The following is a 24,913-nucleotide window of genomic DNA, read 5'->3' on the forward strand; positions in this document are numbered from 1 at the left end:
GCGTGGGTGGAGGCGGCGCGCCCCGCCCACGCTCAGGGTCGGATCGGGTCGGTCCGATATACTCGGGAGGATGTGTCGCGGGCCCGAGTCCCGCGTTCCCGACGGAAGGGCGAATGAGTTGACGATTGGCATGCCCCTCGACCTGAGCGACTACGACGTTCCCGGCCGGGGCAGGGGCATCCTCGATGTCTTCCGACGCCGCTACCTCCTCCGCCTCCTGGTGCGCAAGGGAACCGCGACTCGCTACCGCAACTCCGTGCTCGGCTGGGTGTGGTCGTACGTCAAGCCCGCGGCGCAGTTCCTCATCTACTACTTCGTGATGGGCGTGATCCTCAAGCTCAATCACAACATCGAGAACTTCCCCGTCTACCTGTTCTCCGGCGTCGTCGCCGTGAACCTGTTCAACGAGGCCTTCGGCAACTCGACCACCTCGATCGTCGACAACCGCGCTCTGGTGAAGAAGATCTACCTTCCACGGGAGCTCTTCCCTGTCGCGTCCGCGATCATCGCCTTCATCCACTTCCTCCCGCAGATGGCGATCCTCCTGGTCGTCTGCCTCCTGATCGGGTGGACGCCCACGCTGCTCGGCCTCGCCGGCATCCTGCTCGCGGTGGTCATCGTGCTTCTGTTCGCGCTGGGGCTCGGCCTGTTCTTCAGCGCTCTCAACGTGCGCTTCCGCGACGCGCAGAACTTCGTCGACCTCATCAAGATGTTCTCCACCTGGACCTCTCCGGTGCTGTACAGCTGGATCCTCGTCCAGGAGGCCCTGGCGAATCACCCGTGGATGTTCACCGTCTACACCTGGAACCCGCTCACCGTGGCGGTCGAGCTCTTCCACCAGGGCTTCTGGGCCGGGACCACGGAGCCCCCGGCCGCGGGAGCCGCCGATCCCAGCATCCTGCCGGGCTTTGGCACCGCGCTGCTCGTCGCGCTCCTCATCTGCCTGGCGATGCTCGTCATCGGGCAGATCACCTTCCGTCGTTTCGAACGCTCCTTTGCACAGGACCTGTGATGTCTCAGATCGTCTCCCAGACCCACGCTGTTCCCAGCATCGTCGTCGACCACGTCTCCAAGCGGTTCCTCAAGCGGAACACGCACTCCTTCAAGGAGGCGTTCGTCGGCTGGATCCGCGGCAAGAAGGTGCGCGCGGACAAGTTCACCGCGCTCGACGACATCAGCTTCCAGGTCGGCGAGGGGGAGTCCGTCGCCATCATGGGGCTGAACGGCTCCGGAAAGTCGACCACCCTGAAGCTCATCTCCGGCGTGCTCGAGCCCGACACCGGCCGCGTGCTCACGCGGGGGCGGGTCGCCGGGCTGATCGAGGTGGGCGCCGGATTCCATCCCGAGCTCTCGGGCCGCGAGAACGTCTACCTCAACGCCGCCATCCTCGGGATGACGGAGAGCGAGATCGACGAGCGGTTCGACGAGATCGTGGCGTTCTCCGAGATCGGCGAGTTCATCGATCAGGAGGTCAAGCACTACTCCTCCGGAATGTTCATGCGCCTGGCCTTCTCGGTCGCGATCCATGTGGAGCTCGACATCCTGCTGGTCGACGAGGTCCTGTCGGTGGGCGACGCCCCGTTCCGGGCGAAGTGCTCCGCGAAGATCAAGGAGCTCACCTCCCGGGGCGTGACCATGCTCGTCGTGAGCCATAACACCAACATGGTGAAGGACCTCTGCCAGCGCGGCGTGGTTATCAAGAAGGGCAAGAAGATCTTCGACGGGCCGATCGACGAGGCCGTGGAGGCGCTCGGCGTATGATCGACGTCGACCTCCAGCGCATCGTCCTCGACCCGTTCACGCTCGAGGATGCCAAGGTCGTCGACGTCCGCTTCGACGGACATCGCGTCTGGTCGGCGAGCGTGCCGTACGCGGTGGACGGCGTCATCAGCCTGCCATGGCCCAAGGCTCTCGCCCTCCGGCTGTCGGGCGTCACCACCGTCACGATCCTGGACACGGTCACCGGGCGCCGCATCGACGAGGCCGTCGACGTGCGCTTCGGCCGCAGCAGTGAGCGGCTGTCGCTCACCGACGCCCGCGGACGCTGGTTGGCCATGACCAAATGGGACCGCCTGGGGCCGGTGCTCGAAGGGCGCGACGGGATGGTGGGGCGCGACCTCCTCGCCAACGGGCGCCGGATCGTGGATGATCTGGAGGCCGACGGACACGAGGTGTACATCGTCGGCGGGACGCTGCTGGGGATCGTCAGGGACGGCGGACTGCTGCCGCACGACGACGACCTCGACCTCGCGTTCTACTGCCACGCCGACAACCCCGCCGACATCGGACTCGAGTCCTACCGGATGGAGCGCGCGCTCCAGGCTCGCGGCTACACGATCGTGCGCCACAGCCTCACCCACCTCGAGCTGCAGTTCTTCGACAGCGAAGGCCAGCCCGATCACTACATCGACATCTTCACGGGGTTCTTCCGCGACGGGCTCTACTGCCAGCCGTTCGCGCTGCGTGGTCCCGAGGTCACTCCGGAAGACCTCGTCCCCACCCGGCCCCGCGAAGTCGAGGGCGTGGAGCTGCCGGAGCCGGCACAGCCGACGGCCTGGCTGTCCTACGCCTACGGTCCGGGGTGGCGCATCCCCGATCCCACGTTCAAGTTCGTCACGCCCAAATCCACGCGTTGGCGCTTCGAGACGTGGTTCGGTGTCTACAACCGCGGCCGGGTCTACTGGGACAAGCACTATCTCGAGTACACCGAGCCGGTGGGCTTCACCCCCGCACGACGCTCGATCCGCCGGTTCCTCCGCGACGTCCCGCCGAACGCGCGCATCCTGGATCTCGGCTGCGGCGACGGACGCTGGACCCGGGAGCTGGCGGCGCAGGGTCACCGAGTGGTCGGCGTGGACTACAGCCATGAGGCCCTGCGCGTGGCCCGCTCGGGCCCGCAGGATCCTGCGGTCGACTTCCGCTATCTCAACCTCAACGACCGCGCGGCGGTCTTCGAGTTCGCCGCGTGGATGCTGGGGACAGGGGAGGAGTGGTTCGTCTTCGCGCACCACAGCGTGCAGGCGCTGACGAAGACGAACCGGCAGAACGTGTTCCTCTTCCTCGACCTCGTCCTCCGCGGGCGGGGCTTCGCGGACGTCATCTCGGACGAGACCCTGAGTCGGCGCTACGAGCACGGCAAGCCCTCGACCTGGCACCTGCCGCAGGAGTGGCTCGAGCGGGAGCTGGTCGGACACCCGCTCGCCCTGACGCCGAAGGGCCGCTGGTGGCGGCGTGACGGCCGGCAGCTGCGCCCCGTGCGCGCCGCGCGTCTGACCCGGGTGCCGGGCCCCGTCCTCGCCGGCGACAACGGCTCATCCCGCGCCGTGCGGCGCGAGACCACGATCAAGGAGTGATCCCATGAGGAAGATCCTGCGAAAGCTGGCGATGCTCATCGCCCCGACGGCGTACGGCAAGCTCCAGCGCTTCGACCCGGACAAGCCCACGCCCGCATCCGTCGACATCACCGAGGATCTGCTGGCCCGCATCGCCGACCTCGAGGTGCAGATCCGCGAGATCCGCCAGGACAACCGACGCGTCGTTGAGCTCTATGACGCCGTGTTCGAGCGTCTGCGCCAGGACAACCCGCTCATCCAGAAGTGACGCCCCGCTCCGCCCGCGTTCAGCGCGGGCGGAGCGGCGTGATCGACGCGGCGGTCACCCGGTAGACGGAGCCGCCTCCGGGGAAACGTGCCCCCAGATGGACGTCGACGGGAACGGAGCCGTCGATCTCGAGCCAGGCGCGGCCATCGCGGACGACGAGTTGGGCGGGCCGCTCGCTCCACGCCACCGTCGCCCGGGGGCGACGCAGACGTGCCAGGCCCCGGCCCCGGGTCGGAGCGCCGAGCCCGGCGACGCGGACGGTCGTCGGGATGCCCGGCATCTCGGACGGGAGTTCGTCGACCGACACCTCGACGGCGGTGCGGCCGTCGTGGACGGCGATGCGGCCGGTGGGGCGGACGAGAGCGCCGAGGTCCTGCGGGTCGAGATCGAGCACGATACGGTCTCCGCCGACGGCGTAGGCCGCTCGCACCCCCGCGGGGGTGAGGGAGACTGCCGGCTCGACGGCTCCACGCAGCATCGGCTGACGTCTCATGGTGCCGAGGACGCTGCGGACGCTGAGATCCCAGATACGGCCTTCCAGCGGGGCGCCCAACGCGGCCGTCGAGGGATCGACCGTCGCTGACCCCTCGACACCGAACGTGGTCGTCGCGGGGTCGTCCCGCCGCCAGACGGTGCTCTCGCTCGGCACCAGCCACCCGATCCTGGTGTCCTCCGAGCGGACGCCGACGGCTGCGAATGCGCCCTCGACCTCGCCCGTGACGTCGAGCTCGTCGTCGGTGAACAGGGGCGCGAACGGCGCCGGGAGCACCTTGCGGACCCGTCCGTCGACGGTGCGCAGTGCGTGACGCCGTCCCTCCCCGTCCTTCCACTCGACCCGGAACCCGATGTGCAGGCGGCCGCCCTCCCAACGCAGCCCCTCGGCGCGGGGGACCGGCCCGAGGACCGGGTCCTCGCGGATGAGCCGGTCCAGCGCATGCGGGTGGCCCGCGCGGAGCAGCTTCGCCCGCAGTCGCCAGGTCGTGTCCAGGCAGTCGTCGGCGGACTCCGGGAAGTGCTCCTCCTGGAGGCGGTGCGCGTGCTCGAAGATCAGCTTCCGCGTCTCGGGCGCGCGCTCCACGTAGTACGCGTTGAACGCGTCCATGAGGCGGGAGCGGTACTGGTGCTCGAGGAGGAGGCGCCGTTCGTCCTCCAGCCCGGGAGCGTCCAGCCCGCTCTCGATCGCCTCGATGACCTCGCCCAGCCAGAACCACCACTCGGCGCGGGCGCGACGGAACGTGGTCGATCCGCTGCCGGCGGTCGTGAACCAGTGGTAGTACGGCGTCGATGCCATCGTCGAGACGACCTCGGCCTTGGCGAGCACGGCGACGTTGAAGAAGATGTCCTCCCACAGCACGCGGCCGCCCTCGCGGAAGCGGATGTCGTGGTCGACGAGGAGCTGGCGACGGTAGAGCTTGTGCGGGTTCGTGGGGGTGAGGGCGCCGTAGGGGAGCCCCTGCCCCAGCACCTGCGGCATGTCGGCCGGGAACTGGTCGATCGCCCAGCCCGCGTCGTCGGTGCGCGCCTCCTTGCCGTTGAGGACGTCGGCGCCGTGCGCGCGGGCGTACGCATGGCCGTCGCGGAGGGCACGCGGATAGAGCTCGTCGTCATGGTCCATGAAGGCGACGTATTCACCGCGGGCGAGGTCGATGCCGGTGTTCCGGGGTCGACAGGGCCATCCGGAGTTCTCGATCCGCGTCACCCGGAAGTGCGGGCGCGAGCGCGCGATCTCGGTGAGCCGCTCGAACGTGTCGTCGGGGGACCCGTCGTCGACGAAGATCGCCTCCCACTCGTCCGTCGGCAGGGACTGCGCGTCGAGGGAGGCGATCAGGCGATCGAGTCCCTCGCCCGAACGATAGGTCGCGACGATCACCGAGACCTTGAGGGCGGGAGCGGCCATCTCAGGAGTCCTCTTCGGCGGCGATCAGGCGGTCGACGATCAACCGCGCCGTGCCGAGGTCCTGCGGGGTGGTGATCTTGATGTTGTTCACATCGCCGAGGAGGATGCGGGACGGGGTGCCCATGAACTCGTGCACGAGATCGGCGTCGTCGCTCACCCGCTGGTAGTTCGACTTCACCGCGCGCTTGTAGGACTTCTTCAGCAGCTTGCGGCGGAAGGCCTGGGGCGTCTGGCCGAGCCAGGAGTGCGAGCGGTCCAGCGATCCCTCGATGAAGCCGTCGTCGCCGACGAGCTTCACCTGGACGGTGCTGGGCGTTCCGAGCATCGCGGCGCCGTCCTCGATCGCCGCATCCAGCACGTCGCGGATGAGCTTCTCGGTGACGAACGGGCGCACGCCGTCGTGGACGAGGATGATGTCGCCGGTGGTGGCCTTGAGCCCCTTCTTCGCGCTCAGATGCCGCTCCTCGCCGCCGACGACGAGGGTCACCGGGAGGTCCGCCTCGTCGATGAGGATGCGACGGTACGTGTGCTCGTTCTCCGCGCTGATCGTGACGATGATCTCATCGATGAACGGCAGGGCGACGGCGCGGACGGTGCGCTCCAGCACCGTCATGCCGCCGAGTTCCACGAGCAGCTTGTTGCTGCCGAAACGGGTGCCCTTGCCGGCGCAGGTGACGATCGCCGAGATGGTATGGCCCTTGTACACGCTCAGTGCCTCTCTTGCTGCAGTTCGTTCGCGAACCGGCGCAGCCCCGCGAGCTCCGCCTCTTCGGTGAGGAGGTAGCCGTCGGTTCCGCCGAGCAGGTCCGCGTGACGGGTGGTCATGTTCCGGGTGTACATCCGCGCGAACGGCGACTCCGGCTCCGGAGGCACCTGGTCGGAGATGTCGCGTCCGAAGACCTCCGCCGCCAGGCGCCCGTTGGGGAGGGGCGGCGTAGCGATGTTGACGGCCTCCAGCCCGTGGGCGAGGGCGGTCTCGATGTGCCCCCACAGCTCGCGGACGTCGTAGTGCTGGAAGCGGTTCGCCGGACGGATGTGCTCGACGCGGTAGTCGTTCGCGAGGTCGTAGACGACGCCCTTCTTCAGCCGCGCCCCGTAGAGCTGGGGGAGACGGACGATCGTGGTGTCCACGGCGTCCGCGAACCGCCGCTCCTGGTGCAGACGGTTGGCTCCGTACGGGGTGAGACCCTCCGGCGAGAGCGGGGTGTCCTCGTCCGGTGCGCCGCCTTCCGGGTACACGCAGACCGTCGAGATGAGCACGAGCTTGCCGATGCGGGCGCGCAGCACGGTGTCGACGAGCTCATCGATCTCGGCGAGGTCCGCGGGTCCGTCGTTGTTGATGCGGAAGGAGTCGGCACGGTTGCCGGCGCTCACCACCAGGTCGTACTCCCGGCCGGCGATGTCGCCGATGTTCTTCGAGTTGTACAGGTCGTCGAACCCGTGCGCGTCGAGCAGGTTGGAGCCGACGAAACCCGTGTGACCGATGAGAGCAGACCGCATGAAGACCCTTCTTTGCTGCCGGGATCCGGCCCTGCCAGTCTACGGGGCGCGCCCGAGCGCAGCCTGGCGACGAGCCGGACTAGGCCGGGTCGGCGAGGTAGGCCTCCAGCGACTGCCCGGCATCGGCGGGTCGGAAGCCGGTGGCCTCGATCTTCGACAGGTCGAGGACGCTGTTGTGCGGGCGCGGGGCGACCGGCGTGGTGGCCGAGGCGAAGTACTCAGCGGTCGTCACGTCGCGGACGTCGGCGGGGTCGGAGCCGCGCAGACGGAAGACGTCCCGCGCGATGTCCGCCCAGGAGCGGGGCTCGCCGGATCCGGTCACGTTGTAGACGCCGTACGGCGCCGCGGCCTCCTGCAGGTGGACGATCGCGCGGGCGATGTCCTCCGTGAAGGTGAGCCGTCCGATCTGATCGGCGACGACGCTGGGGGCGATGCCGCGCTCGGCCAGCGAGGCCATCGTGCGCACGAAGTTCCCGCCGTCCCCGATCACCCAGGAGGTGCGGATGATGTAGTGGCGCGGAACGGTCGCGGCCACCGCGTCCGCCGCGGCCTTGGTCTGCCCGTACACGCCGAGCGGGCAGACCGCGTCGGTCTCGGTGTAGGCGCCGTCCTTGCTGCCGTCGAAGACGTAGTCGCTCGAGACGTGGACCAGCGTCAGGTCGTTCTCGGCGGCGATCGTCGCGAGCGCGACCAGACCGGTCACGTTCGACGCCCACGCCTCCGCCCGGCCCTCGGGGGTCTCGGCCTTGTCGACCGCCGTGTAGGCCGCCGCGTTGATGATCGTGCCGTAGTCCCGCCAGCGGCGCGCCGTGGACAGGTCCGCGGAGCGCAGGTCGAGGTCGTCCCTCGTCGCGTACTCGATGTGCGGTGCCTCCCCGAGCGTGGCCCGCAGGGCTCGGCCGAGCTGTCCGGCCGCACCGACGACGAGCGTCTTCTTCGGCGGGATCGGCGTGACGTCCGCGAGGCGCGGGTGGGCCTTGTCCTTCTCCGAGATCTCCACCTCGGAGAGCGGGATCGGCCACGCGATGGCGGCCGTCTCGTCGGCCAGGTTCAGGAACGAGTACGAGGCGTCGGGGGACCAGTGGTCGTTCACGAGGTACGTGTACGCGGTGTCCGGCTCGAGCGTCTGGTACGAGTTGCCGACCCCGCGCGGCACGAAGATGGCCCGCGACGGGTCGAGCTCGGTCGTGAAGACCGTGCCGAACGAAGGGCCCTCACGGAGGTCGACCCAGGCGCCGAAGATGCGTCCGGTCGCGACCGACACCCACTTGTCCCAGGGCTCCGCGTGGATGCCGCGGGTGGTGCCGACGGCGTCGTTGAAGGAGATGTTGTTCTGCACGGGGCCGAAGTCCTCGAGACCGAGGGCGACCATCTTCTCGCGCTGCCAGTTCTCCTTGAACCAGCCGCGGGAGTCCCCATGGACGGGCAGCTCGAACACCACGAGACCCGGGATGGGGGTCTCGATGCGCTCCAGCTTCTTCCCGAACGCGGCGCTCACTGGCCCTTGCCCGCGTAGAACGCCTCGACGGCGTCCTTGCTCGGCGCCCACCACGACTCGTTGTCGCGGTACCAGTCGATCGTCGCCGACAGGCCCGCCTCGAAGTCGGAGAACTGCGGACGCCAGCCGAGCTCGGTGCGCAGCTTCGTGGAGTCGATCGCGTAGCGGAGGTCGTGGCCTGCGCGGTCGGTGACGTGGTCGTAGGCGTCGGCGGGCTGCCCCATCATCGTGAGGATGAGCTCCACGACGTCCTTGTTGTTGCGCTCGCCGTCCGCGCCGATCAGGTAGGTCTCGCCGATGGCGCCCTTGTCCAGGATCGTGAGGACCGCGGAGGAGTGGTCGTCCGCGTGGATCCAGTCGCGCACGTTCTCGCCGGCGCCGTAGAGCTTCGGACGGATGCCCCGGAGCACGTTCGTGATCTGCCGGGGGATGAACTTCTCCACGTGCTGGTACGGGCCGTAGTTGTTGGAGCAGTTCGAGATGGTCGCCTGAACGCCGAACGACCGGACCCAGGCGCGGACCAGGAGGTCGCTGCCGGCCTTGGTCGAGGAGTACGGCGACGACGGGTTGTACGGCGTCGACTCGGTGAAGCGCTCCGGGTCGTCCACCTCGAGGTCCCCGTACACCTCGTCCGTCGAGATGTGGTGGAAACGGCGATCGTGGCGACGCGCCGCCTCGAGCAGCGTGTAGGTGCCGACGATGTTCGTGTCGAGGAACGGACGCGGGTCGTTCAGCGAGTTGTCGTTGTGCGACTCCGCGGCATAGTGGACCACCGCGTCGGCCTCGGCGAAGAGCCGGTCGACGAGGGCGGCGTCGGTGATGTCGCCCTCGACGAAGGTGACCCGGTCCTCGGGCAGACCCTCCAGCGAGCGCCGGTTGCCGGCGTAGGTGAGCGCGTCGAGCACGGTCACGTGGTGGTCCGTGTGCGCCACCACGTGGTGGACGAAGTTGGAGCCGATGAAGCCGGCGCCTCCGGTCACGAGCAGACGGCTCATGCGTGTCCTCTCTTCAGGATGTCGAGCAGGTAGACCCCGTAGCCCGACTTGACCAGCTTCTCGGCGCGCTCGCGCAGTTCGTCGTCGCTCAGGAAGCCCTGGCGCCACGCCACCTCCTCGGGGACGCCGATCTTCAGCGCGGTGCGTCGTTCCATCGTGCGCACGTACTCCGCGGCGTCCGTCATCTGGTCGAACGTGCCGGTGTCGAGCCACGCGGTGCCCCGCGGGAGGACCTCGACCTGCAGCTTGCCGCGCTCCAGATAGGCGCGGTTGATGTCGGTGATCTCGTACTCGCCGCGAGCGCTCGGCTCCAGGTTGCGGGCGATCTCGACGACGTCGTTGTCGTAGAAGTACAGACCGGGGACGGCGTAGTTGCTCTTGGGCTGTGCGGGCTTCTCCTCGAGCGACACCGCGCGGCCCTCGTCGTCGAACTCGACCACGCCGTAGGCCTGGGGCTCCGCCACCCAGTAGGCGAAGACCGCGCCGCCGTCGATGTCCTCGAACCGCTGCAGGCGGCTCCCGAGGCCGGGGCCGTAGAGCAGGTTGTCGCCGAGGACCAGGGCGACCGAGTCGTCGCCGATGAAGTCCGCGCCGATGGTGAAGGCCTGGGCGAGGCCGTCCGGCGACGGCTGCTGCGCGAACTGCAGGTTGATCCCGAACTGCGATCCGTCGCCCAGCAGCCGCTCGAAGTGCGCGGCGTCGTGCGGGGTGGTGATCACCAGGATGTCGCGGATGCCGGCGAGCATCAGCGTCGACAGCGGGTAGTAGACCATCGGCTTGTCGTACACCGGGATCAGCTGCTTCGAGACCCCCAGTGTGATCGGGTGCAGACGCGTGCCGGAGCCCCCGGCGAGAATGATGCCTTTCACGCCTCTATGTTGACACACTGTTCCCGGAAGTCCCGGGCGCGCCTCGTCCCGCCTCGCCCGGTCCTGGCCCACGCAGGGGATCACCATGGCCGCGGGATATCCTGATCCGGTCGTCCGCGAGAGATCTGGAACTAATGGGAATGCTCGAACTGCTGTGGCCTGCCGTCGTCCTCCTCGCGGTGTACGCGGTTCTCGGAGGGTCGCTCGCCTGGGTGATCGGGCTCCGGGGGCTCTGGGCCGTCGCCGCGGCCCCCGCCTTCGCGACGACGGTGATCGGCGGCGCGAGCGTCGTCGCCGGATGGCTCGGTCTCGGGTGGTCGATCCTTCCGAGCCTCGTCCTGGCGGTCGTGATCGGCGCCGGTGTGCTGCTCGTGCGACGCAGGACGACGACGCGCCCGGTGGCGCCGCGCTCCTTCTCACCGTGGTGGACGGTGCTCGCCCTGGTCCTCGCCGCGATCGTGATCGGCGGGCAGACACTCTCTGTGATCGGAGCGCCGACGGCGATCTCCCAGACGTTCGACAACGTCTTCCACCTCAACGCGATCCGCTACATCCTCGACACCGGCGCCGCCTCGCCCCTCGAACTCGGCCAGATGACGAGCCCCAACGGCGGCGTGCCGTTCTACCCGTCGGTCTGGCACGCCACCGCCGCCATCGTCGTCCAGCTGAGCGGCGCGAGCATCCCCACCGTGGTCAATGCGCAGACGCTCGTGATCGCCGCGGTGCTGTGGCCGCTCGGCGCCGTGCTGCTCTCGCGGGTGCTCGCCGGGGCCACCGCGGCCGTCACGGTCAGCGCGGCGCTCGTCAGCGCGTCGGTGCCGATGTTCCCGCTGCTCCCGATGGACTACGGCGTGCTCTACCCGTTCCAGCTCGCGCTCGCGCTCGCCCCGGTCGCGCTCGCCGCGACCGCCTCTCTGCTCGGGATCGGGGCGACCGCCGGGGAGCGGGCGCCGGGCTGGTGGGGGTTCGTCCTCCTGGGCGCGATCCCCGGGGTCGCCCTCGCACACCCCGGCGGGTTCGTCGCGTGGCTGGCGCTGTCCGTCCCGATGGTCGGCGTCTTCGCCGTCCGCTTCTGGCGCGGACACCCCGCGGGTCGGGCACGCACGGGGCTGGTGGTCGGAGTGCTCGCGTACCTCGGCCTGGGGCTGCTGCTGCTCAAGATCCTCCGCCCGCCGCTGCCCACGCGCCTGTGGCCGACCGCGCTCAGCCCGGCCGAGGCCGTGCAGGAGGTGGCGCAGGTGTCGATGTTCTACGGCACGGTGTCGATCGGCGTCGCCCTCGCGATCCTGCTGGGTCTGGTGTGGGCCGTCCGGGAGCGCACCGGGCCGGTCTTCGTGACGGTGGCGTCGTGGATCATCGGCGCCGCCCTGTTCGTGATCGTGATCGCCTCGCCGTTCGGCACGCTCCGCGACGCGCTCACCGGGAGCTGGTACAACAACTGGCCGCGGCTCGCCGCCGTCTTCGGCGTGGCGCTCGTCCCGCTCGCGGCGTTCGGTGTCGCGCGCACCGTCGAGGCGGTGGCACGACGCTGGGCGGCGGCGCGCCCCGAGGCCGTGAGGGCCCGCACGCTCACGGGCGCGGCCCTGGCGGTCGTGGGCGCGGTCCTGCTGCCGTTGCCCGCTCTGCCGCACGCCGTGGAGCAGGCGCACGGACGGTTCGCGCTGGACGACGACTCCGCACTGGTGAGTGCCGATGAGATGGCGCTGCTCGAACGACTCCCCGCCCACGTCCCGGCGGGGGAGAAGATCGCGGGGAACCCCTACACGGGCACCGCGCTGGCCTATGCGATCGGCGGCCGCGAGGTGCTCATGCCGCACATCCTCGTGGACGTCTCCGAGGACGCCCAGACGGTGAACGACCATCTCGCCGACGCCGAGACGCAGCCCGACGTGTGCGATGCCCTCCGCGAGACCGGCGTCGGCTTCGTGCTGGACTTCGGCGACCGGGAGGTGCACAACGGCTCGCATCCGCTCCCGGGTCTGGATGAGCTGGAGGATTCCCGGGTGGTGCGTCTGGTCGACAGCGAAGGCGATGCCAGACTGTACGAAGTGACCGCGTGCGGTCTGGGCTGAACTCGGAGATCCTGACATGACCGACAAGACACGTGCGAACCGTGTCCTCGTCCTCGTGCCCGCGTGGAACGAGGAGCACAACGTCGGGACGACCGTCCGCGAGATCCGCGCCGCGTCGTCGCGCTACGACGTCGTCGTGATCGACGACGGGTCCACCGACGCCACCGCCGCGGCGGCACGGGAGGCCGGCGCCGCCGTCCTGTCGCTGCCGTTCAATCTGGGCGTGGGCGGGGCCATGCGCACCGGGTTCACCTACGCGGCGCGCGAAGGGTACGCCGCGGCGATCCAGGTGGACGCGGACGGGCAGCACGACCCGGGCGACATCGAGCGGGTGCTCGGCGGCCTCGAGAAGGCGGACATCTCGATCGGTGCGCGCTTCTCCGACGTCGGCGACTACTCCGTCCGCGGGCCGCGCCGGTGGGCGATGGTCTTCCTCGCCTCGGTGGTCTCACGGATCGCGAAGACCCGGCTCACGGACGTGACGAGCGGATTCCGCGCCGCCAACGCGCGGGCCATCGACCAGTACGTCCGGTACTACCCCGCGGAGTACCTCGGCGACACGCTCGACTCCCTGGTCGCGGCGCTGCACTCCGGCCTCACGGTGACTCAGGTCGGTGTCGCGATGCGCCCCCGCGCCCACGGCACCCCCAGCCAGGGTCCGCTCGGCTCCACCGTCTACCTGCTGAGGTCGGTGTTCGCCCTGCTGCTGGCCGCGATGCGACGCACCGGCTCGCGGAAGGGAGAACCGCGCGCATGATCGTCCTCGTCGGCATCGCCCTCGCCGTCCTCATCCTCGTCATCGTCCTCTGGATGCTGCTCACGCGACGGCTCCGCGAGAAGTACGCGGTGCTGTGGCTCATCATCGCCGTCTCGGTGCTCATCGTCGGGCTCTTCCCGGGGCTCCTGGCCGGTCTCACGGCGTTCCTCGGCGTGCAGGTGCCGTCGAACCTGCTCTTCGCGACGGCGATCCTGCTGCTGCTCGGGGTCGCGCTGCACCTGTCCTGGGAGCTCAGCCAGGTCGAGGAGGAGACCCGCCGTCTCGCGGAGGAATCGGCGATCCTGCGCACTCAGCTGGAGCGGCTGGAGCAGCGCACCGCCGGCCTCGAGGAGCGCAGCGCGCCGGGAGAGCGCGACTGAGCTCCGCCGTCAGACGCCGGTCGCGTCGACGGCACGACGGACGGCGCGGCGCCCGCCGCTGAGCGCTCCGCACAGCCAGCTCGCGCGATATTCGAGCGCGAAGCGCGCCGGCACGATGCCACGCCGCCGCGCCACCCGGAGCAGGGCGGATGCCGCGCGGAACCGACGGTCGTCGCCGAAGATCCGGTCGCGACGGGCGTCGACGCGGGACGCCGGGATCCGTCGATCGAGAGTGTCGACCAGCAGCTGTCGCCAGCCCACATAGGTCCAGAAGGTCATCCGGGCGATCGCCCGCGGGGAGCGGGAGCCCTCGTAGCGCTCCGCCTGGTCGCGGATGTTGCGCACCGACTGGCGGATGCTGCCGCCGCCGAGCCGGCTCGGGTCGCCGAAGACGTTGGCGTCGTGCTGCACGTAGTCCTGCACGACGTCGTCGACGATGCGCGTGCCCCGGTGGGCGGCCGCGACGACCGCGAGCCAGTGGTCGTGGGTCGCGACCCTCGTCGAGGCGCGGGGGAACGGGAGGGCGGTCGCCAGCAGCTCCGGGGCGAAGAGGCACAGCGAGCCGGTGAACTCGTTGGAGAGGAGGGTGAAGAGCGGGCCGTGATCGCGGCGGGTCGTGCGCCCCGTCTCCTTCTCGGAGGGATACGAGACGATCCGCGCCTGGGCGGAGACGAGCGAGACCTCGTCGAGGTGGGGGAGCAGACGCTCGACCTTGTCGGCGTCCCAGCGATCGTCCTGGTCGCAGAGCGCGATCCACGTGCTGCGCTCGGAGACGGCGAGGAGGCCGCGCTCGAAGTTCAGGTAGAAACCCAGCCGCGATCCGTCGCCGACGATCCGGAAGCGACCGTCCCCTTCGGTGATCTCCTCGACCAGGGCGGCGACAGGCGCGGGATCGCCGTCCACCGAGATCACGCATTCCCAGTTCTCCACGGTCTGTGCCCGCAGGGAGGCGAGCTGACGACGGAAGAGCTCCGGATCGGGGGAGTAGGCGGCCAGCACGATGGTGCCGAACGGGGAGGTCGACACGAGAGGGCCTTCCGGGTCTGCGGGGTCGATCAGCGAATGAGGCTAGTCTAAAGGCGCCATGCTGGAGTCTCTGCTTTCCGTCCCCCGTCCGGTGCGCCTCGGATGAGCGCCTCGCGTGTCTGGGCCGTCTTCTCGACCTTCCGGCCCGGTGAATCCGCGAGAGAGGCGGTCGCCTCGGTCGCCCCGCAGGTCGACGGCGTGATCGTCGTCGACGACGGCTCCGGCCCGACCGCCGACTCCGTGCTGTCGGCGCTCGCCGCGGACGGCGCCACGGTGGTGCGACGCCCCGCCAACGACGGCATCGCCGCAGCGCTGAACGACGGCATCGCCAGGGCGCAGGAGGCGGGAGCCGGGTTCGTGCTGACGTTCGATCAGGACTCGCACATCGCGCCGGGCTTCGTGGCCGCGCTGCTCGCGGCCCACGACGCCGCGACGGCGGCGGGCGCCCGCGTCGGCGTCGTCGTCCCGGAGTTCTTCGCCGGGGTGCGGCAGCAGCGCGGGCCTGACGCGCCCTACGGCGACGCCGCCAACGTGATCCAGTCCGGGATGCTCCTCCCCGTGCCGGTGGTCGAGGCCGTCGGAGCGCTGCGCGAGGACTTCTTCATCGATCTCGTCGACACGGAGTTCGAGCTCCGGCTGCGCCGCCGCGGATGGCGGGTCCTCGCCGCGGGCGGCGTGCGGATGGAGCACGCGCTCGGGACGAAGTACCGCCGTGAGCTGTGGGGACGCGCGGTGCGGCTGCCCGGCATCCCGCCCGAGATCACCCTGAGCACCCCCTTCCGCTACTTCTACCGTGTCCGGAACCGGATCGTGCTCAACCGCGAGTACCTCCTCGTGGCTCCCCGCCAGATCATCCGGGACTCCCTCCTCGACGGCATCCACTTCGTCAACGCCGTCTGGGTCGCGCAGCCACGACGGGCGCTCCTGCGCGTGTACCGCGCCGCGGCCGTCGCCGCCTTCCGGGGACGGATGGGCCGGATGCCCGCGGCGCTCGCCCCCGTCGCCGCCGAGATCCGGTGGACGGCACCCGTCATCGCGCCGGAGCGGGCGTGAGCGGGGCCGTGCGCTCCGCGGCCGGCCGCCTGAGCGGGTTCACCGTCTCGGTCGGCGTCGTCACGCTCATCGGCATCATCTCGATCCCCCTCCTCACGGCCTCTCTCGGCAAGACCACCTGGGGCACCCTCGCGCTCATCCAGACGGTGTCGCAGTTCGGCGGGATCCTCGTGGCCTTCGGCTGGGGCGCGACCGGCGCCGCGACCGTCGCGGGCATCCCGATCGAAGGCCGGCAGGCCTTCTATCGCACGTCCCTCCGCGCGCGAGCCCTGCTCTATCTGCTCGTGTTCCCGGTGATCGCGGTCATCCTCGCCCTGCTCATCCGCGGCGACGTCCTCGTCCCCGTGCTCGGCGCCGCGGTGTACCTGCTGCCGAACCTCGGGGCGGCGTGGTACTTCACGGGGGAGGGCAAACCCCTGCGGCTGCTCCTCTGCGACACGCTGCCGACCGTCCTCGGCGCCGTCGTCGGAATCGTCGGCGCCGTCCTGACCGGCGAGCTGTGGGTGTATCTGGTCGCCCAGGGACTCGGCTTCGTCGGCGCCGTCGTGATCGACGCGGTGACCGTCCTCCGTGGCTCGTCGGCATCCCCGCATCCGCGGGTGCCGCTGCGGGAGGTGCTCGGCGGACAGCGCCATGCCGTCTCCGCCACGCTCGTCAGCGGTCTCTACGTGACCCTGCCGATGGTCGCCGTGCAGGCGTTCCTCCCCGCGCTGCAGCCGATGTACGCCGTCGCCGACCGTCTGTTCAAGTACGCCTCGATCGCCCTGCTGCCCATCCAGCAGTTCTTCCAGGGATGGGTGCCTGACCCGGAGGCCGACTACCGGCACCGGGCGCGGATCGCCGCCGGCGCCGCCGTCGTCATCGGGATCATCGGCGGCGCGTGCATCGCGGTGCTGAGCCCGTGGGCGTCGACGATCCTCTCCGTCGGCGCGATCACCGTCCCCTGGGAGGTGTCGCTGCCGCTCGGCGTCGCCTTCATCGGCATCGCCACGGCGGCCATCGTCGGCTACGCCTGCCTGGTCGTCGTCGGCCGGGTGCGCGCGCTGGCCGTCTCGACGCTCATCGGCGCGCTCGTCGGGGCTCCGCTCATCCTCCTCTTCGCCGCGGCCGGATCCGTGCCGGCGGTGGCGTGGGCCGTGGCGGCGTCGGAGCTGTGCGTCGCGGGGTATCAGGTGCTCGTGCTCCGTGCCGAGCTGCGCAGACGAGCGAAGGAGGCCGCGTCGTGAGTGCGATCCGGGTGAGCGTGTGCATGGCCACGTACAACGGCGAGCGGTACCTCGCACCGCAGCTCGAGTCGATCCTCGCGGAGCTGGAGCCCCAGGACGAGGTCGTCGTCGTAGACGACGCCTCGACCGACGGCACGGTCGCCGTGCTGGCGGGCTTCGACGATCCGCGCATCCGGGTGCACGCGCGGGGAGACAATCGCGGGTACGTCCGCACCTTCGAGGAGGCGCTGGGCCGGGCCACGGGCGACGTCGTGATGCTGTCCGATCAGGACGACGTCTGGATCCCCGGTCGGCGCGCCCTGTTCCTCGCCGCGCTCGAGGACTCCGCGGTCGCGGCGTCCAATCTGGTGCTGCTCGGCTCCGACGATCCGCTCCCGAACCCGATCACCCGCCGGCCCTGGCGGCTGCGGGCGACATGGTCGCGGCAGGGCGTGCGCAACGCGCTGCGGATCCTCGCCGGGATGGCGCCGTACTACGGCTGCGCCATGGCCGTCCGCCGCGACGCCCTCGACCGGGTCCTGCCGTTCCCGCCGTACCTCGACGAGAGCCACGATCTCTGGATCGCGCTCGTCGGCAACGCGCACCGCACGATGACGCACATCGAGGCCCCGACGATCCGGCGGCGGATCCACGATGCGAACGCCTCCCCGTCCCAGCCCCGCGGGATCGGGGCGGTGCTCCGCGCCCGCGTGATGCTGCTGCGGGCGTGGGGGTCGGCCGTCCGGCGCTGATCAGCGCAGGATGTGCGCCCAGAGGGCGCGGCGGCCCTCGGCGTCCCCGCGTCGCATGACGGTCGGCACCGTCGTCAGGGCATGCAGGCGCGCGAACACGCGGGCCCGGGCCGCGCGGGCGGTCGTCGTCCAGCCGCGCTCGTCGGCCCGTCGCGCCGTCTCCAGGAAGAACCGGCGGTCGTCCCGGAAGCGGGAACCGTCGAGGATGGCCTTCTGCGACGCGCTCTCGGTGTGCCGTCGGTAGGCGAAGACCTCGTCGTCGATCACGACGAGCGATCCGCCCGCGAAGACGATGTCGAGGAGGATCGCCAGATCCAGGACGATGGGCAGGTCGTCGCGGAAGTCGTGCGCACGGATGGCGTCGGTCCGGAAAACGAGCGACGGCCAGTAGAGCCAGTTGCCCCGCACCAGGCTCGTCGCGAGCCGTTCCCCGCTCAGCTCGACGTCACCGGCACCGGTGTCCGGCCGCAGCATCCGCTGCTTCACCCGGTCGACGAGCGGCAGCGACGGCGCGCCGTTCTCGTCGATCACCTGAACGCCCGGCTGGACCACGGCGGCGTCCGGATGGCGGGAGATGGCGGCGCGGACCGCGGCGACGTACCCCGGCAGCAGGAGGTCGTCGCTGCCCAGCACGACCAGATGGTCGGCGTCGGCCAGACGCACGCTCTCCCGGAAGTTCTCGATGATGCCGACGTTCTCGTCATGCCGCCGGTACCGGATCCGCGGATCGTCGAGGCGGGCGAAGGCCTCCGCCACCGCGGGGTCCGGGTAGGCGTCGTCGATCACCGTGAGGCGCCAGTCGCCGTCGGTCTGCGCGCGGACGGACTCCACGGTCCGGCGCAGCAGCGTGGGGTCCCCCCAGAAGGGCAGCATGATATCTATCGTCATCGTCCCTTCAGCATACGAAGCCCGGCGCCGGCGGGGCGCCGCTGACCGGCGCCGCCCGTCGTCGCAGGTAGCATGGGAGGGCCAACGGCCGCCCCGCGACGGGCGGCCGCGACGGGTCCCCGGACGGGGCGCCAGACAGGAAAGAATCACGCATGGACCTCCTCATCGTCGGCTCCGGTTTCTTCGGCCTCACCATCGCCGAGCGCGCCGCGAACGCCGGCCGCAAGGTCACCGTCATCGACCGCCGCGCGCACATCGGCGGCAACGCCTACAGTGAGGCCGAGCCCGAGACCGGGATCGAGGTGCACCGCTACGGCGCCCACCTCTTCCACACGTCGAACGCCACGGTGTGGGAGTACGTCAACCGCTTCACGTCGTTCACGAACTACGTCCACCGCGTCTACACGACCCACAAGGGCGTCGTGTTCCCGATGCCGGTGAACCTCGGGACGATCAACCAGTTCTTCCAGGCGGCGTACACCCCCGACCAGGCCCGCGCGCTGGTCAGGGAACAGGCCGGCGAGTTCGACGTGAAGTCCGCGTCGAACTTCGAGGAGAAGGGCATCGCCCTCGTCGGCCGCCCGCTGTTCGAGGCATTCTTCCGTGACTACACCGCCAAGCAGTGGCAGACCGACCCGCAGAAGCTCTCCGGCGACATCATCAGCCGCCTGCCCGTGCGCTACACCTACGACAACCGCTACTTCAACGACACCTGGGAGGGCCTGCCCACCGACGGCTACACGGCGTGGCTGGAGCGCATGGCCGATCACCCGAACATCGAGGTGAAGCTGGGCGTGGACTACTTCGACGAGTCCCAGCCGCTGAGCAAGAGGGCCACCGTCGGCCAGGTCCCCGTGGTGTACACGGGTCCCGTCGACCGCTACTTCGACTACGCCGAGGGAGCCCTGAGCTGGCGCACGCTCGACTTCGAGCAGGAGGTGCTCGACGTCCGCGACTTCCAGGGCACCAGCGTCATGAACTACCCCGACATGGACGTGCCATACACGCGGATCCACGAGTTCAAGCACTTCCACCCGGAGCGCAAGGACGTCTACGAGTCCGACAAGACCGTCATCATGCGGGAGTTCTCGCGTTTCGCCGAGCGCGGCGACGAGCCGTACTACCCCGTGAACACCCCGACGGACCGCGAGGGCCTGCTGGCCTACCGTGAGCTCGCGAAGGGGGAGAAGGACGTGCACTTCGGCGGCCGCCTGGGCACGTACCAGTACCTCGACATGCACATGGCCATCGGGTCGGCGCTGTCGCTCTGGAACAACACCCTCTCCTAGACTCGGATCGTGGGTCACGCTGCTGTCGGGGCGCCCGGGACGCCCCGGCGCTATCTGCATTCGCTGTGGCTGCTGTCCGCCCGCGACCTCAAGGTCCGGTACGCGACGAGCTTCCTCGGCTACCTGTGGTCGGTGCTCGACCCGCTCGTGATGAGTGCCATCTACTGGTTCGTCTTCACGCAGGTGTTCCGGCGCGATGTCGGCGAGGAGCCGTACATCATCTTCCTCATCAGCGCCCTGCTGCCCTGGGTGTGGTTCAACAGCTCCGTGTCCGACTTCACGCGCGCGTTCAAGAAGGATGCCCGCCTCGTCCGCTCGACGGCGATCCCGCGATCCATCTGGGTCAACCGGATCGTGCTCAGCAAGGGGATGGAGTACCTCTTCTCCCTTCCGGTGCTGGCGCTGTTCATCGTCGCGAACCTGATCTTCGAACGCGACCCCGGACAGGTCGTGCAGATCGGCTGGGGCATGCTGTGGCTGCCGGTCGCGATCCTCCTGCAGACGGTGCTGCTGGTGGGGCTCGGACTGCTCGTGGCGCCGCTGTGCGTCCTCTACACCGATCTCGAGCGCACCACCGCCCTCATCCTGCGGGCCATGTTCTACGCGACCCCGATCATCTACAACGTCACGGACCTCCCCGGGATCTTCCAGACCCTCGGCGCGTTCAATCCCCTCGCGGGGATCTTCATGCTGTACCGCATGCCGTTCTTCCCCGACCAGTGGAACCCGTTCACCCTCGCCGTCAGCGTCGCGATGTGCCTGCTGATCCTCGCGTTGGGCGTCTGGGCGTTCCGGCGTCTCGAGCGCCCCGTGCTGAAGGAGCTGTGATGGACGCCGCGATCGATGTCCAGGGTCTCGGCGTCCGCTTCCGGCGCAACCGGCGCGGGCGGCGGAGCTTCAAGGATCTCTTCGGCGGCGCCTCCCGCCGGTCGCGCCCCGGCGAGTTCTGGGCGCTCCGCGACGTCTCCTTCACCGTGCAGCCGGGGGAGTCGATCGGCGTCGTCGGACGGAACGGACAGGGCAAGTCGACGCTGCTGCGCCTCGTCGCCGGCGTCCTGCTTCCGGACGAGGGGCGCGTGCGGGTCAACGGCGGCGTCGCACCGCTCATCGAGATCACCGGAGGCTTCGTCGGCGACCTGACGGTGCGGGAGAACGTCCGACTCACGGCAGGGCTGCACGGCATGGCCAAGGACGAGATCGCGCGGCGCTACGACGACATCATCGGCTTCGCGGAGCTCGCCGGGTTCGAGGAGACGCCCTACAAGCACCTCTCCAACGGGATGAAGGTACGGCTGGCGTTCTCCGTCGTCTCCCAGCTCGACGAGCCGATCCTGCTCGTCGACGAGGTGTTGGCGGTGGGCGACAAGGCGTTCAGGGAGAAGTGCTACAAGCGCATCGACGAGCTGCTCTCCGACGGCCGGACCCTGTTCTTCGTGAGCCACAACGAGCGCGACCTCCGGCGCTTCTGCACTCGCGGTCTCTACCTCGACCGCGGCACGCTCGCGCTGGACGCGCCGATCGCCGAGGTGCTGGACCGCTACAACGCCGACTACGCCGTCTGACCGACCCCGCGGCGCGGGCGGACGGGGGCGACGTCAGAACCCGGCGACGCTGCGCAGCTCGGCGACCGCGGACCGGGCGCTGTCGAGGGCACCGGAGATGCCGGAACCGCTCTCGAGCGCCGTCCGAAGGGCGGTGAGGCGCTCCGCGTAGGTCTCGACCCCGGAGCGCCAGGCGTCCTGGATGGATGACGGGGGGACCGCATCGCCCAACCGCTGGGCGTCCTCCTGGAGGGAGTCCACGACGGGGAGGGCGTCCTGGTTCCGGTTCTCGTCCACGATGTCGAGGCCGCGCTCGGCGGCGGTCAGCCACCCGCCGACCTTGTCCCGGAAGACCTCGAGAGAGGGGTCGCCGACGGGCGGAGGCGTGGTGATGGGCGTGGGTTCCGGCGTAGCGGCTCCCGACGGCGCGGTCGGGGACGACGGCGCCGTCGTCGGGGTCGACGAGGCGGTGGCGGACGGCGAGGGGCTCGCGCTCGCGCCGGGCGCCGGGGCGCCGTCACGGGGGAGGAGGAAGAAGAGCAGCAGCCCGACGATCGCGAGGGCCGCGACCGCGAGGCCGACGATCAGCCAGATGCGTCCGCGGTTCCGGGGGCGAGGCGGAAGCGGCGCCCACCGCACCTCGGGTTGCGGCTCCACCATCTCAGGCCTCCAGGGGGCTCATCGGCTGCCACGAGCGGTCGCGGCCGATGCGGCCGCCGTCGCGGAGTCCGCGGAACAGATTGCTCGTGCCGCGCACCGTGCGCTCGACGAAGACGAGACGGATCAGTTCCTTGAAGAACGTGGCGGTCGTCCCGAGCCCGAAGAGCACCGGGTTGTACACGCCGTGCACCCGGTAGTACTGCTTGATGAAGCCGCGGTTGCGCATGATGTAGTAGCGGTACGCGTTGCTGGACGCGTTCATGTGGCGGATGCCCATGTCCCACTGCCGGATCTCGCGGGTGCGGCGCAGCACGAACTCGTCCACGATGACCGCGGTGGTCAGGCGCGAGGCGAGCCAGCCGTACATCTGGTCGTCCCAGTAGATGAAGAAGCGCGGGTCCGGGAGCCCGATCCGCTGCACGATCGAGCGGTGGATGAACATCCCCTCGAAGCAGCCGCTGTTCATCTCCTTGTAGCCGGAGGAGTCGAATCCCGCCGGGGCGAAGGGGATCGGGATGCCCATGCGCTCCGCGATGCGGTACTGCCAGTAGAACTCGCTGCCGTCGTAGTCGTAGCGCCGCCCCTGGATGCTCTTGAACCGGGGAGCCCAGGCGCCCATCCGGGCGAGACCGTCGGGGAGCACCTCCACGTCGTCGTCCATCATCCAGATCCACTCGGCGCCGAGGTCGTACGCCGTGCGCATGCCTTCGCTGAAGCCGCCGGAGCCGCCGGTGTTGGTGTCGAGCCGGCGATAGACCAGCTCCGTGCCGATGTCGTCCCGGAACGACTCCACGACATCCGTGGTGTCGTCGGATGAGGCGTTGTCGACCACGATGACGCGGCCCGGCTTCGGATCCATCGCGGTGATGCTCGTCAGGAGTCCCGAGAGCAGGTGCGAGCGGTTGAAGGTGACGATGACGATCGCCGCGCTCGCGGGGTCGAACACGGGGGACTCGACGGTCATGCCTTCTCCTCGAAGATCTGCTGCCAGGACGCGGGCGAGACGAGCTCGGGCAGTGCCTCCCGATACTGCCGCTGGAGCTCCGGCCACCGCCGGCGCAGCTCGGCGTGCAGGCGCATGGTCTCCCGCAGCATCCTGCGGTACTTGGCGCGGTCGCGCGTGTAGATGTTCTTCCCCGAGCCGTCGGCGGCGCTGACCAGCGCGCTGTCGAAGTGCGGCACACGCCACCAGTGGGCGTCCTCCTTGCCGAACTCCACCTGGGGCTGGGCGACGTTGGCGGGGTCGGGGCGGTGCATCCAGTGCGAGACGAGCGTCTTCAGCGTGAAGATGCGCAGCCGCATCCCGGTCGGGTTGTCGTACTGGTTGCGCCCCAGCCGCTGGAAGACCTGGCGCCCGTGGCGGGAGTGCAGGACCCGGGCGGGATCGCGGTGGACCACGGTCTCCGGGTACTCGGCGGCCAGAGCCCGTGCGGCCGGCATCGCGGTGGCCAGGTTCCGGCGCATGTGGTCGGGGCCGGACAGCACGTCCCGCAGTGCTCTCGCGCGCAGGGCCACGGGGTAGTACTGCATCATCATGAGGTGCTTGAGGTCCACCCGGCGGCTGTGCACGAGCAGGCGGCCGCCGCGGGGAGCGTTCGAGTGGAGCAGGCCGGCGACGAGGCGGTTGCGGGCGTGGAAGTAGGCCTGCCAGTCGATGGAGTCGTCCTTGTTCACCCACGACACGTGCCAGAGGGCGACTCCGGGCATCGACACCGTCGCGAAGCCCGCTTCGCCTGCGCGCAGGCAGAACTCCGCGTCGTCCCACTTGATGAATGCGGGGAGCGACAGCCCGACCTTGCGGACGGCGTCGAGCGGGATCAGACACATCCACCAGCCGTTGTAGTCGGCGTCCATGCGCATGTGCAGGAGAGGGGACTGCCGCAGATTGGCCGCCCCGAAGTCGTGCGGCATCTTCTCCTGGTAGAGGTTGCGCCACATGAACGGCTCTTCGTCGACGACCTCGGCCCAGCCGTGCAGCTTGGGGCGGTCGAGGAGGTCGAACATGTGCCCGCCGACGAGGACCGGCGTGGTCGCGAACTGCCCGAAGACGATGGAACGGCGCAGGGACTCCGGCTCGATGCGCACGTCGTCGTCGAGCAGCTGGACGAAGTCGCTCTCCGGCCGCTGGAGGGACTCGTGCATGGCGCGGGCGAAGCCGCCGGACCCGCCGAGGTTGCCCTGCCGGATGACCTGGAGGGTCTCGCCCAGCCGCTCGGCGACCTCGGCGTACCCGTCTTGATCCGCGACGAGCTGCGTGCCCTGGTCGACGAGGAAGATGCGGTCGACGAACTCGAGCGCGTCCGGCGACGCCGCGAGCGCCCGCAGCGTCTCGACGCAGTAGTCGGGCTTGTTGTAGGTCGTGATCCCGAGCGACGCCTTGCCGGTGCGGGCGGGCTCCTGCTCGGTGGTCCACTCGGCGCCCTCGAGGACGGCCGGCTTCTCGTCCGCGACGATGTCGAACCAGATCCAGCCGCCGTCGCTGTACTGGGTGAGGTCGAGGTCGAAGGAGGTCGTCGCCTCGCCGGTGACCTCGCGCGTGGCCACGCGCTGACGCACGCCCGAGCCGTTCGAGCGGTACACGAGGACCGTCGCCGGGCCGGTCGTGCGCACGGTGAGGCGGACCTCCCGGACGCTGGTCCAGTGCTGCCAGTAGGAGGCGGGGAAGGCGTTGAAGTAGGTGCCGAGCGAGACCCGGCGCCCGGCGACGATGCGGGCGCGGTGGCGGCCGAGGATGTTGCCGAGATGTGCGCGGCTGGAGACGCGGACCGGCTCGTCCTCGATCACGGACCACGTCTCGGGGTCGGCGTACAGCGGGAGCAGGTCGGGGTCGCGATCGAGCGGGAAGACGACGTTCTGAAGGACGTGGGCCACAGGGAGGTTCTCCGTTGTTGGTGCCGCAGCCGCTGCCGGAGGGCAGCGCGCGACTCGACG

The 24,913-nt window shown here is 69.9% G+C and carries 24 protein-coding genes; 13 read left to right on the forward strand and 11 right to left on the reverse strand.

From position 1 onward, the window contains the following. The first annotated feature begins 130 nt into the window (after positions 1 to 130). The 4 genes from ACFU8V_RS08085 to ACFU8V_RS08100 are packed head-to-tail and all read left to right on the forward strand — an operon-like array spanning position 131 to position 3,600. Positions 131 to 1,012, forward strand: a complete 882-nt coding sequence (locus ACFU8V_RS08085; RefSeq protein ID WP_303708253.1) for an ABC transporter permease — start codon at positions 131 to 133, stop codon at positions 1,010 to 1,012. Next, positions 1,012 to 1,761: an ABC transporter ATP-binding protein gene (locus ACFU8V_RS08090; RefSeq protein ID WP_303708252.1), complete on the forward strand. Its 750-nt coding sequence runs from the start codon at positions 1,012 to 1,014 to the stop codon at positions 1,759 to 1,761. Before ACFU8V_RS08085 ends, ACFU8V_RS08090 begins: the two co-directional genes overlap by 1 nt. Beyond that, entirely contained in the window at positions 1,758 to 3,353 is a 1,596-nt protein-coding gene (locus ACFU8V_RS08095; RefSeq protein WP_303708251.1) for a methyltransferase domain-containing protein, read from the forward strand. The genes ACFU8V_RS08090 and ACFU8V_RS08095 overlap by 4 nt, the downstream gene beginning before the upstream one ends. Positions 3,354 to 3,357: 4 nt before the next feature. After that, positions 3,358 to 3,600, forward strand: coding sequence for a hypothetical protein (locus ACFU8V_RS08100; RefSeq protein ID WP_303708250.1), 243 nt, complete (start codon positions 3,358 to 3,360; stop codon positions 3,598 to 3,600). Between the two features lie 19 nt (positions 3,601 to 3,619). Here the strand turns inward: ACFU8V_RS08100 and ACFU8V_RS08105 are convergent, their stop codons facing one another. The 6 genes from ACFU8V_RS08105 to rfbA form a co-directional block, all read right to left on the reverse strand. Continuing rightward, complete coding sequence (locus ACFU8V_RS08105; RefSeq protein WP_378870325.1) at positions 3,620 to 5,497, reverse strand: glycosyltransferase; 1,878 nt, start codon at positions 5,495 to 5,497, stop codon at positions 3,620 to 3,622. Position 5,498: 1 nt separating this feature from the next. Then, positions 5,499 to 6,203 carry a 2-C-methyl-D-erythritol 4-phosphate cytidylyltransferase gene (locus ACFU8V_RS08110; protein ID WP_025103009.1) on the reverse strand — a complete coding sequence of 235 codons (705 nt, stop codon included), beginning with the start codon at positions 6,201 to 6,203 and terminating at the stop codon, positions 5,499 to 5,501. Between the two features lie 2 nt (positions 6,204 to 6,205). Beyond that, on the reverse strand, positions 6,206 to 6,997 hold the full coding sequence (locus ACFU8V_RS08115; RefSeq protein ID WP_025103010.1) for an NAD(P)-dependent oxidoreductase: 792 nt from the start codon (positions 6,995 to 6,997) through the stop codon (positions 6,206 to 6,208). Positions 6,998 to 7,076: 79 nt separating this feature from the next. Then, positions 7,077 to 8,495 carry a bifunctional dTDP-4-dehydrorhamnose 3,5-epimerase family protein/NAD(P)-dependent oxidoreductase gene (locus ACFU8V_RS08120; protein ID WP_249521526.1) on the reverse strand — a complete coding sequence of 473 codons (1,419 nt, stop codon included), beginning with the start codon at positions 8,493 to 8,495 and terminating at the stop codon, positions 7,077 to 7,079. Further along, on the reverse strand, positions 8,492 to 9,490 hold the full coding sequence (gene rfbB, locus ACFU8V_RS08125; RefSeq protein ID WP_378870330.1) for a dTDP-glucose 4,6-dehydratase: 999 nt from the start codon (positions 9,488 to 9,490) through the stop codon (positions 8,492 to 8,494). Before rfbB ends, ACFU8V_RS08120 begins: the two co-directional genes overlap by 4 nt. After that, positions 9,487 to 10,359, reverse strand: coding sequence for a glucose-1-phosphate thymidylyltransferase RfbA (gene rfbA / locus ACFU8V_RS08130; protein WP_025103013.1), 873 nt, complete (start codon positions 10,357 to 10,359; stop codon positions 9,487 to 9,489). Before rfbA ends, rfbB begins: the two co-directional genes overlap by 4 nt. Before the next feature lie 140 nt (positions 10,360 to 10,499). Here rfbA and ACFU8V_RS08135 point away from each other — a divergent pair, with 140 nt between their 5' ends. The 3 genes from ACFU8V_RS08135 to ACFU8V_RS08145 are packed head-to-tail and all read left to right on the forward strand — an operon-like array spanning position 10,500 to position 13,568. Continuing rightward, positions 10,500 to 12,431 carry a DUF6541 family protein gene (locus ACFU8V_RS08135; protein WP_378870333.1) on the forward strand — a complete coding sequence of 644 codons (1,932 nt, stop codon included), beginning with the start codon at positions 10,500 to 10,502 and terminating at the stop codon, positions 12,429 to 12,431. A 16-nt stretch (positions 12,432 to 12,447) separates the two neighbouring features. Further along, the gene (locus ACFU8V_RS08140) at positions 12,448 to 13,188 is read left to right on the forward strand and encodes a glycosyltransferase family 2 protein (RefSeq protein WP_062766473.1); all 741 of its coding nucleotides are present in this window, start codon (positions 12,448 to 12,450) and stop codon (positions 13,186 to 13,188) included. Then, on the forward strand, positions 13,185 to 13,568 hold the full coding sequence (locus ACFU8V_RS08145) for a DUF2304 domain-containing protein (protein WP_025103016.1): 384 nt from the start codon (positions 13,185 to 13,187) through the stop codon (positions 13,566 to 13,568). The genes ACFU8V_RS08140 and ACFU8V_RS08145 overlap by 4 nt, the downstream gene beginning before the upstream one ends. A 9-nt stretch (positions 13,569 to 13,577) precedes the next feature. Here the strand turns inward: ACFU8V_RS08145 and ACFU8V_RS08150 are convergent, their stop codons facing one another. Further along, the gene (locus tag ACFU8V_RS08150; protein ID WP_303708244.1) at positions 13,578 to 14,594 is read right to left on the reverse strand and encodes a glycosyltransferase; all 1,017 of its coding nucleotides are present in this window, start codon (positions 14,592 to 14,594) and stop codon (positions 13,578 to 13,580) included. A 102-nt stretch (positions 14,595 to 14,696) separates the two neighbouring features. Between ACFU8V_RS08150 and ACFU8V_RS08155 the strand changes: the two genes are divergently transcribed. Genes ACFU8V_RS08155 through ACFU8V_RS08165 form a run of 3 tightly spaced genes read left to right on the forward strand, consistent with a single transcriptional unit; the run spans position 14,697 to position 17,604 of the window. Continuing rightward, positions 14,697 to 15,647, forward strand: a complete 951-nt coding sequence (locus ACFU8V_RS08155) for a glycosyltransferase (RefSeq protein ID WP_378870338.1) — start codon at positions 14,697 to 14,699, stop codon at positions 15,645 to 15,647. Next, positions 15,644 to 16,873, forward strand: a complete 1,230-nt coding sequence (locus ACFU8V_RS08160; protein WP_378870341.1) for a lipopolysaccharide biosynthesis protein — start codon at positions 15,644 to 15,646, stop codon at positions 16,871 to 16,873. Before ACFU8V_RS08155 ends, ACFU8V_RS08160 begins: the two co-directional genes overlap by 4 nt. Then, positions 16,870 to 17,604, forward strand: coding sequence for a glycosyltransferase family 2 protein (locus ACFU8V_RS08165; RefSeq protein ID WP_378870344.1), 735 nt, complete (start codon positions 16,870 to 16,872; stop codon positions 17,602 to 17,604). The genes ACFU8V_RS08160 and ACFU8V_RS08165 overlap by 4 nt, the downstream gene beginning before the upstream one ends. Here ACFU8V_RS08165 and ACFU8V_RS08170 read toward each other — a convergent pair whose 3' ends face one another. Beyond that, entirely contained in the window at positions 17,605 to 18,492 is an 888-nt protein-coding gene (locus ACFU8V_RS08170) for a glycosyltransferase (RefSeq protein WP_378870347.1), read from the reverse strand. Positions 18,493 to 18,644: 152 nt separating this feature from the next. Between ACFU8V_RS08170 and glf the strand changes: the two genes are divergently transcribed. The 3 genes from glf to ACFU8V_RS08185 are packed head-to-tail and all read left to right on the forward strand — an operon-like array spanning position 18,645 to position 21,343. Then, the gene (gene glf / locus ACFU8V_RS08175; RefSeq protein WP_378870350.1) at positions 18,645 to 19,781 is read left to right on the forward strand and encodes a UDP-galactopyranose mutase; all 1,137 of its coding nucleotides are present in this window, start codon (positions 18,645 to 18,647) and stop codon (positions 19,779 to 19,781) included. 9 nt (positions 19,782 to 19,790) lie between these two features. Further along, positions 19,791 to 20,609 (forward strand): ABC transporter permease, encoded by an 819-nt coding sequence (locus tag ACFU8V_RS08180; protein ID WP_249521535.1) that lies wholly within the window; start codon positions 19,791 to 19,793, stop codon positions 20,607 to 20,609. Then, positions 20,609 to 21,343 carry an ABC transporter ATP-binding protein gene (locus ACFU8V_RS08185; RefSeq protein ID WP_025103024.1) on the forward strand — a complete coding sequence of 245 codons (735 nt, stop codon included), beginning with the start codon at positions 20,609 to 20,611 and terminating at the stop codon, positions 21,341 to 21,343. The genes ACFU8V_RS08180 and ACFU8V_RS08185 overlap by 1 nt, the downstream gene beginning before the upstream one ends. Before the next feature lie 33 nt (positions 21,344 to 21,376). Here ACFU8V_RS08185 and ACFU8V_RS08190 read toward each other — a convergent pair whose 3' ends face one another. Genes ACFU8V_RS08190 through ACFU8V_RS08200 form a run of 3 tightly spaced genes read right to left on the reverse strand, consistent with a single transcriptional unit; the run spans position 21,377 to position 24,853 of the window. Then, positions 21,377 to 21,982, reverse strand: a complete 606-nt coding sequence (locus ACFU8V_RS08190) for a hypothetical protein (RefSeq protein ID WP_303708240.1) — start codon at positions 21,980 to 21,982, stop codon at positions 21,377 to 21,379. 1 nt (position 21,983) lies between these two features. Then, positions 21,984 to 22,946, reverse strand: coding sequence for a glycosyltransferase (locus tag ACFU8V_RS08195; RefSeq protein WP_025103026.1), 963 nt, complete (start codon positions 22,944 to 22,946; stop codon positions 21,984 to 21,986). Next, on the reverse strand, positions 22,943 to 24,853 hold the full coding sequence (locus ACFU8V_RS08200; RefSeq protein ID WP_249521537.1) for a glycosyltransferase: 1,911 nt from the start codon (positions 24,851 to 24,853) through the stop codon (positions 22,943 to 22,945). The genes ACFU8V_RS08195 and ACFU8V_RS08200 overlap by 4 nt, the downstream gene beginning before the upstream one ends. Positions 24,854 to 24,913: the final 60 nt, after the last annotated feature.

Source organism: Microbacterium sp. NPDC057658 (assembly GCF_042799975.1).
In the GTDB taxonomy this organism is placed as follows: Bacteria; Actinomycetota; Actinomycetes; order Actinomycetales; family Microbacteriaceae; genus Microbacterium.

Bases quoted from the DNA above. Each gene is read 5' to 3' on its own strand.
- ACFU8V_RS08085 (WP_303708253.1), top strand. From the start codon at position 131: ATGCCCCTCGACCTGAGCGACTACGACGTTCCCGGCCGGGGCAGGGGC.
- ACFU8V_RS08090 (WP_303708252.1), top strand. From the start codon at position 1,012: ATGTCTCAGATCGTCTCCCAGACCCACGCTGTTCCCAGCATCGTCGTC.
- ACFU8V_RS08095 (WP_303708251.1), top strand. From the start codon at position 1,758: ATGATCGACGTCGACCTCCAGCGCATCGTCCTCGACCCGTTCACGCTC.
- ACFU8V_RS08100 (WP_303708250.1), top strand. From the start codon at position 3,358: ATGAGGAAGATCCTGCGAAAGCTGGCGATGCTCATCGCCCCGACGGCG.
- ACFU8V_RS08105 (WP_378870325.1), bottom strand. From the start codon at position 5,497: ATGGCCGCTCCCGCCCTCAAGGTCTCGGTGATCGTCGCGACCTATCGT.
- ACFU8V_RS08115 (WP_025103010.1), bottom strand. From the start codon at position 6,997: ATGCGGTCTGCTCTCATCGGTCACACGGGTTTCGTCGGCTCCAACCTG.
- rfbB (WP_378870330.1), bottom strand. From the start codon at position 9,490: ATGAGCCGTCTGCTCGTGACCGGAGGCGCCGGCTTCATCGGCTCCAAC.
- ACFU8V_RS08135 (WP_378870333.1), top strand. From the start codon at position 10,500: ATGCTCGAACTGCTGTGGCCTGCCGTCGTCCTCCTCGCGGTGTACGCG.
- ACFU8V_RS08140 (WP_062766473.1), top strand. From the start codon at position 12,448: ATGACCGACAAGACACGTGCGAACCGTGTCCTCGTCCTCGTGCCCGCG.
- ACFU8V_RS08145 (WP_025103016.1), top strand. From the start codon at position 13,185: ATGATCGTCCTCGTCGGCATCGCCCTCGCCGTCCTCATCCTCGTCATC.
- ACFU8V_RS08155 (WP_378870338.1), top strand. From the start codon at position 14,697: ATGAGCGCCTCGCGTGTCTGGGCCGTCTTCTCGACCTTCCGGCCCGGT.
- ACFU8V_RS08170 (WP_378870347.1), bottom strand. From the start codon at position 18,492: ATGACGATAGATATCATGCTGCCCTTCTGGGGGGACCCCACGCTGCTG.
- glf (WP_378870350.1), top strand. From the start codon at position 18,645: ATGGACCTCCTCATCGTCGGCTCCGGTTTCTTCGGCCTCACCATCGCC.
- ACFU8V_RS08185 (WP_025103024.1), top strand. From the start codon at position 20,609: ATGGACGCCGCGATCGATGTCCAGGGTCTCGGCGTCCGCTTCCGGCGC.
- ACFU8V_RS08190 (WP_303708240.1), bottom strand. From the start codon at position 21,982: ATGGTGGAGCCGCAACCCGAGGTGCGGTGGGCGCCGCTTCCGCCTCGC.
- ACFU8V_RS08195 (WP_025103026.1), bottom strand. From the start codon at position 22,946: ATGACCGTCGAGTCCCCCGTGTTCGACCCCGCGAGCGCGGCGATCGTC.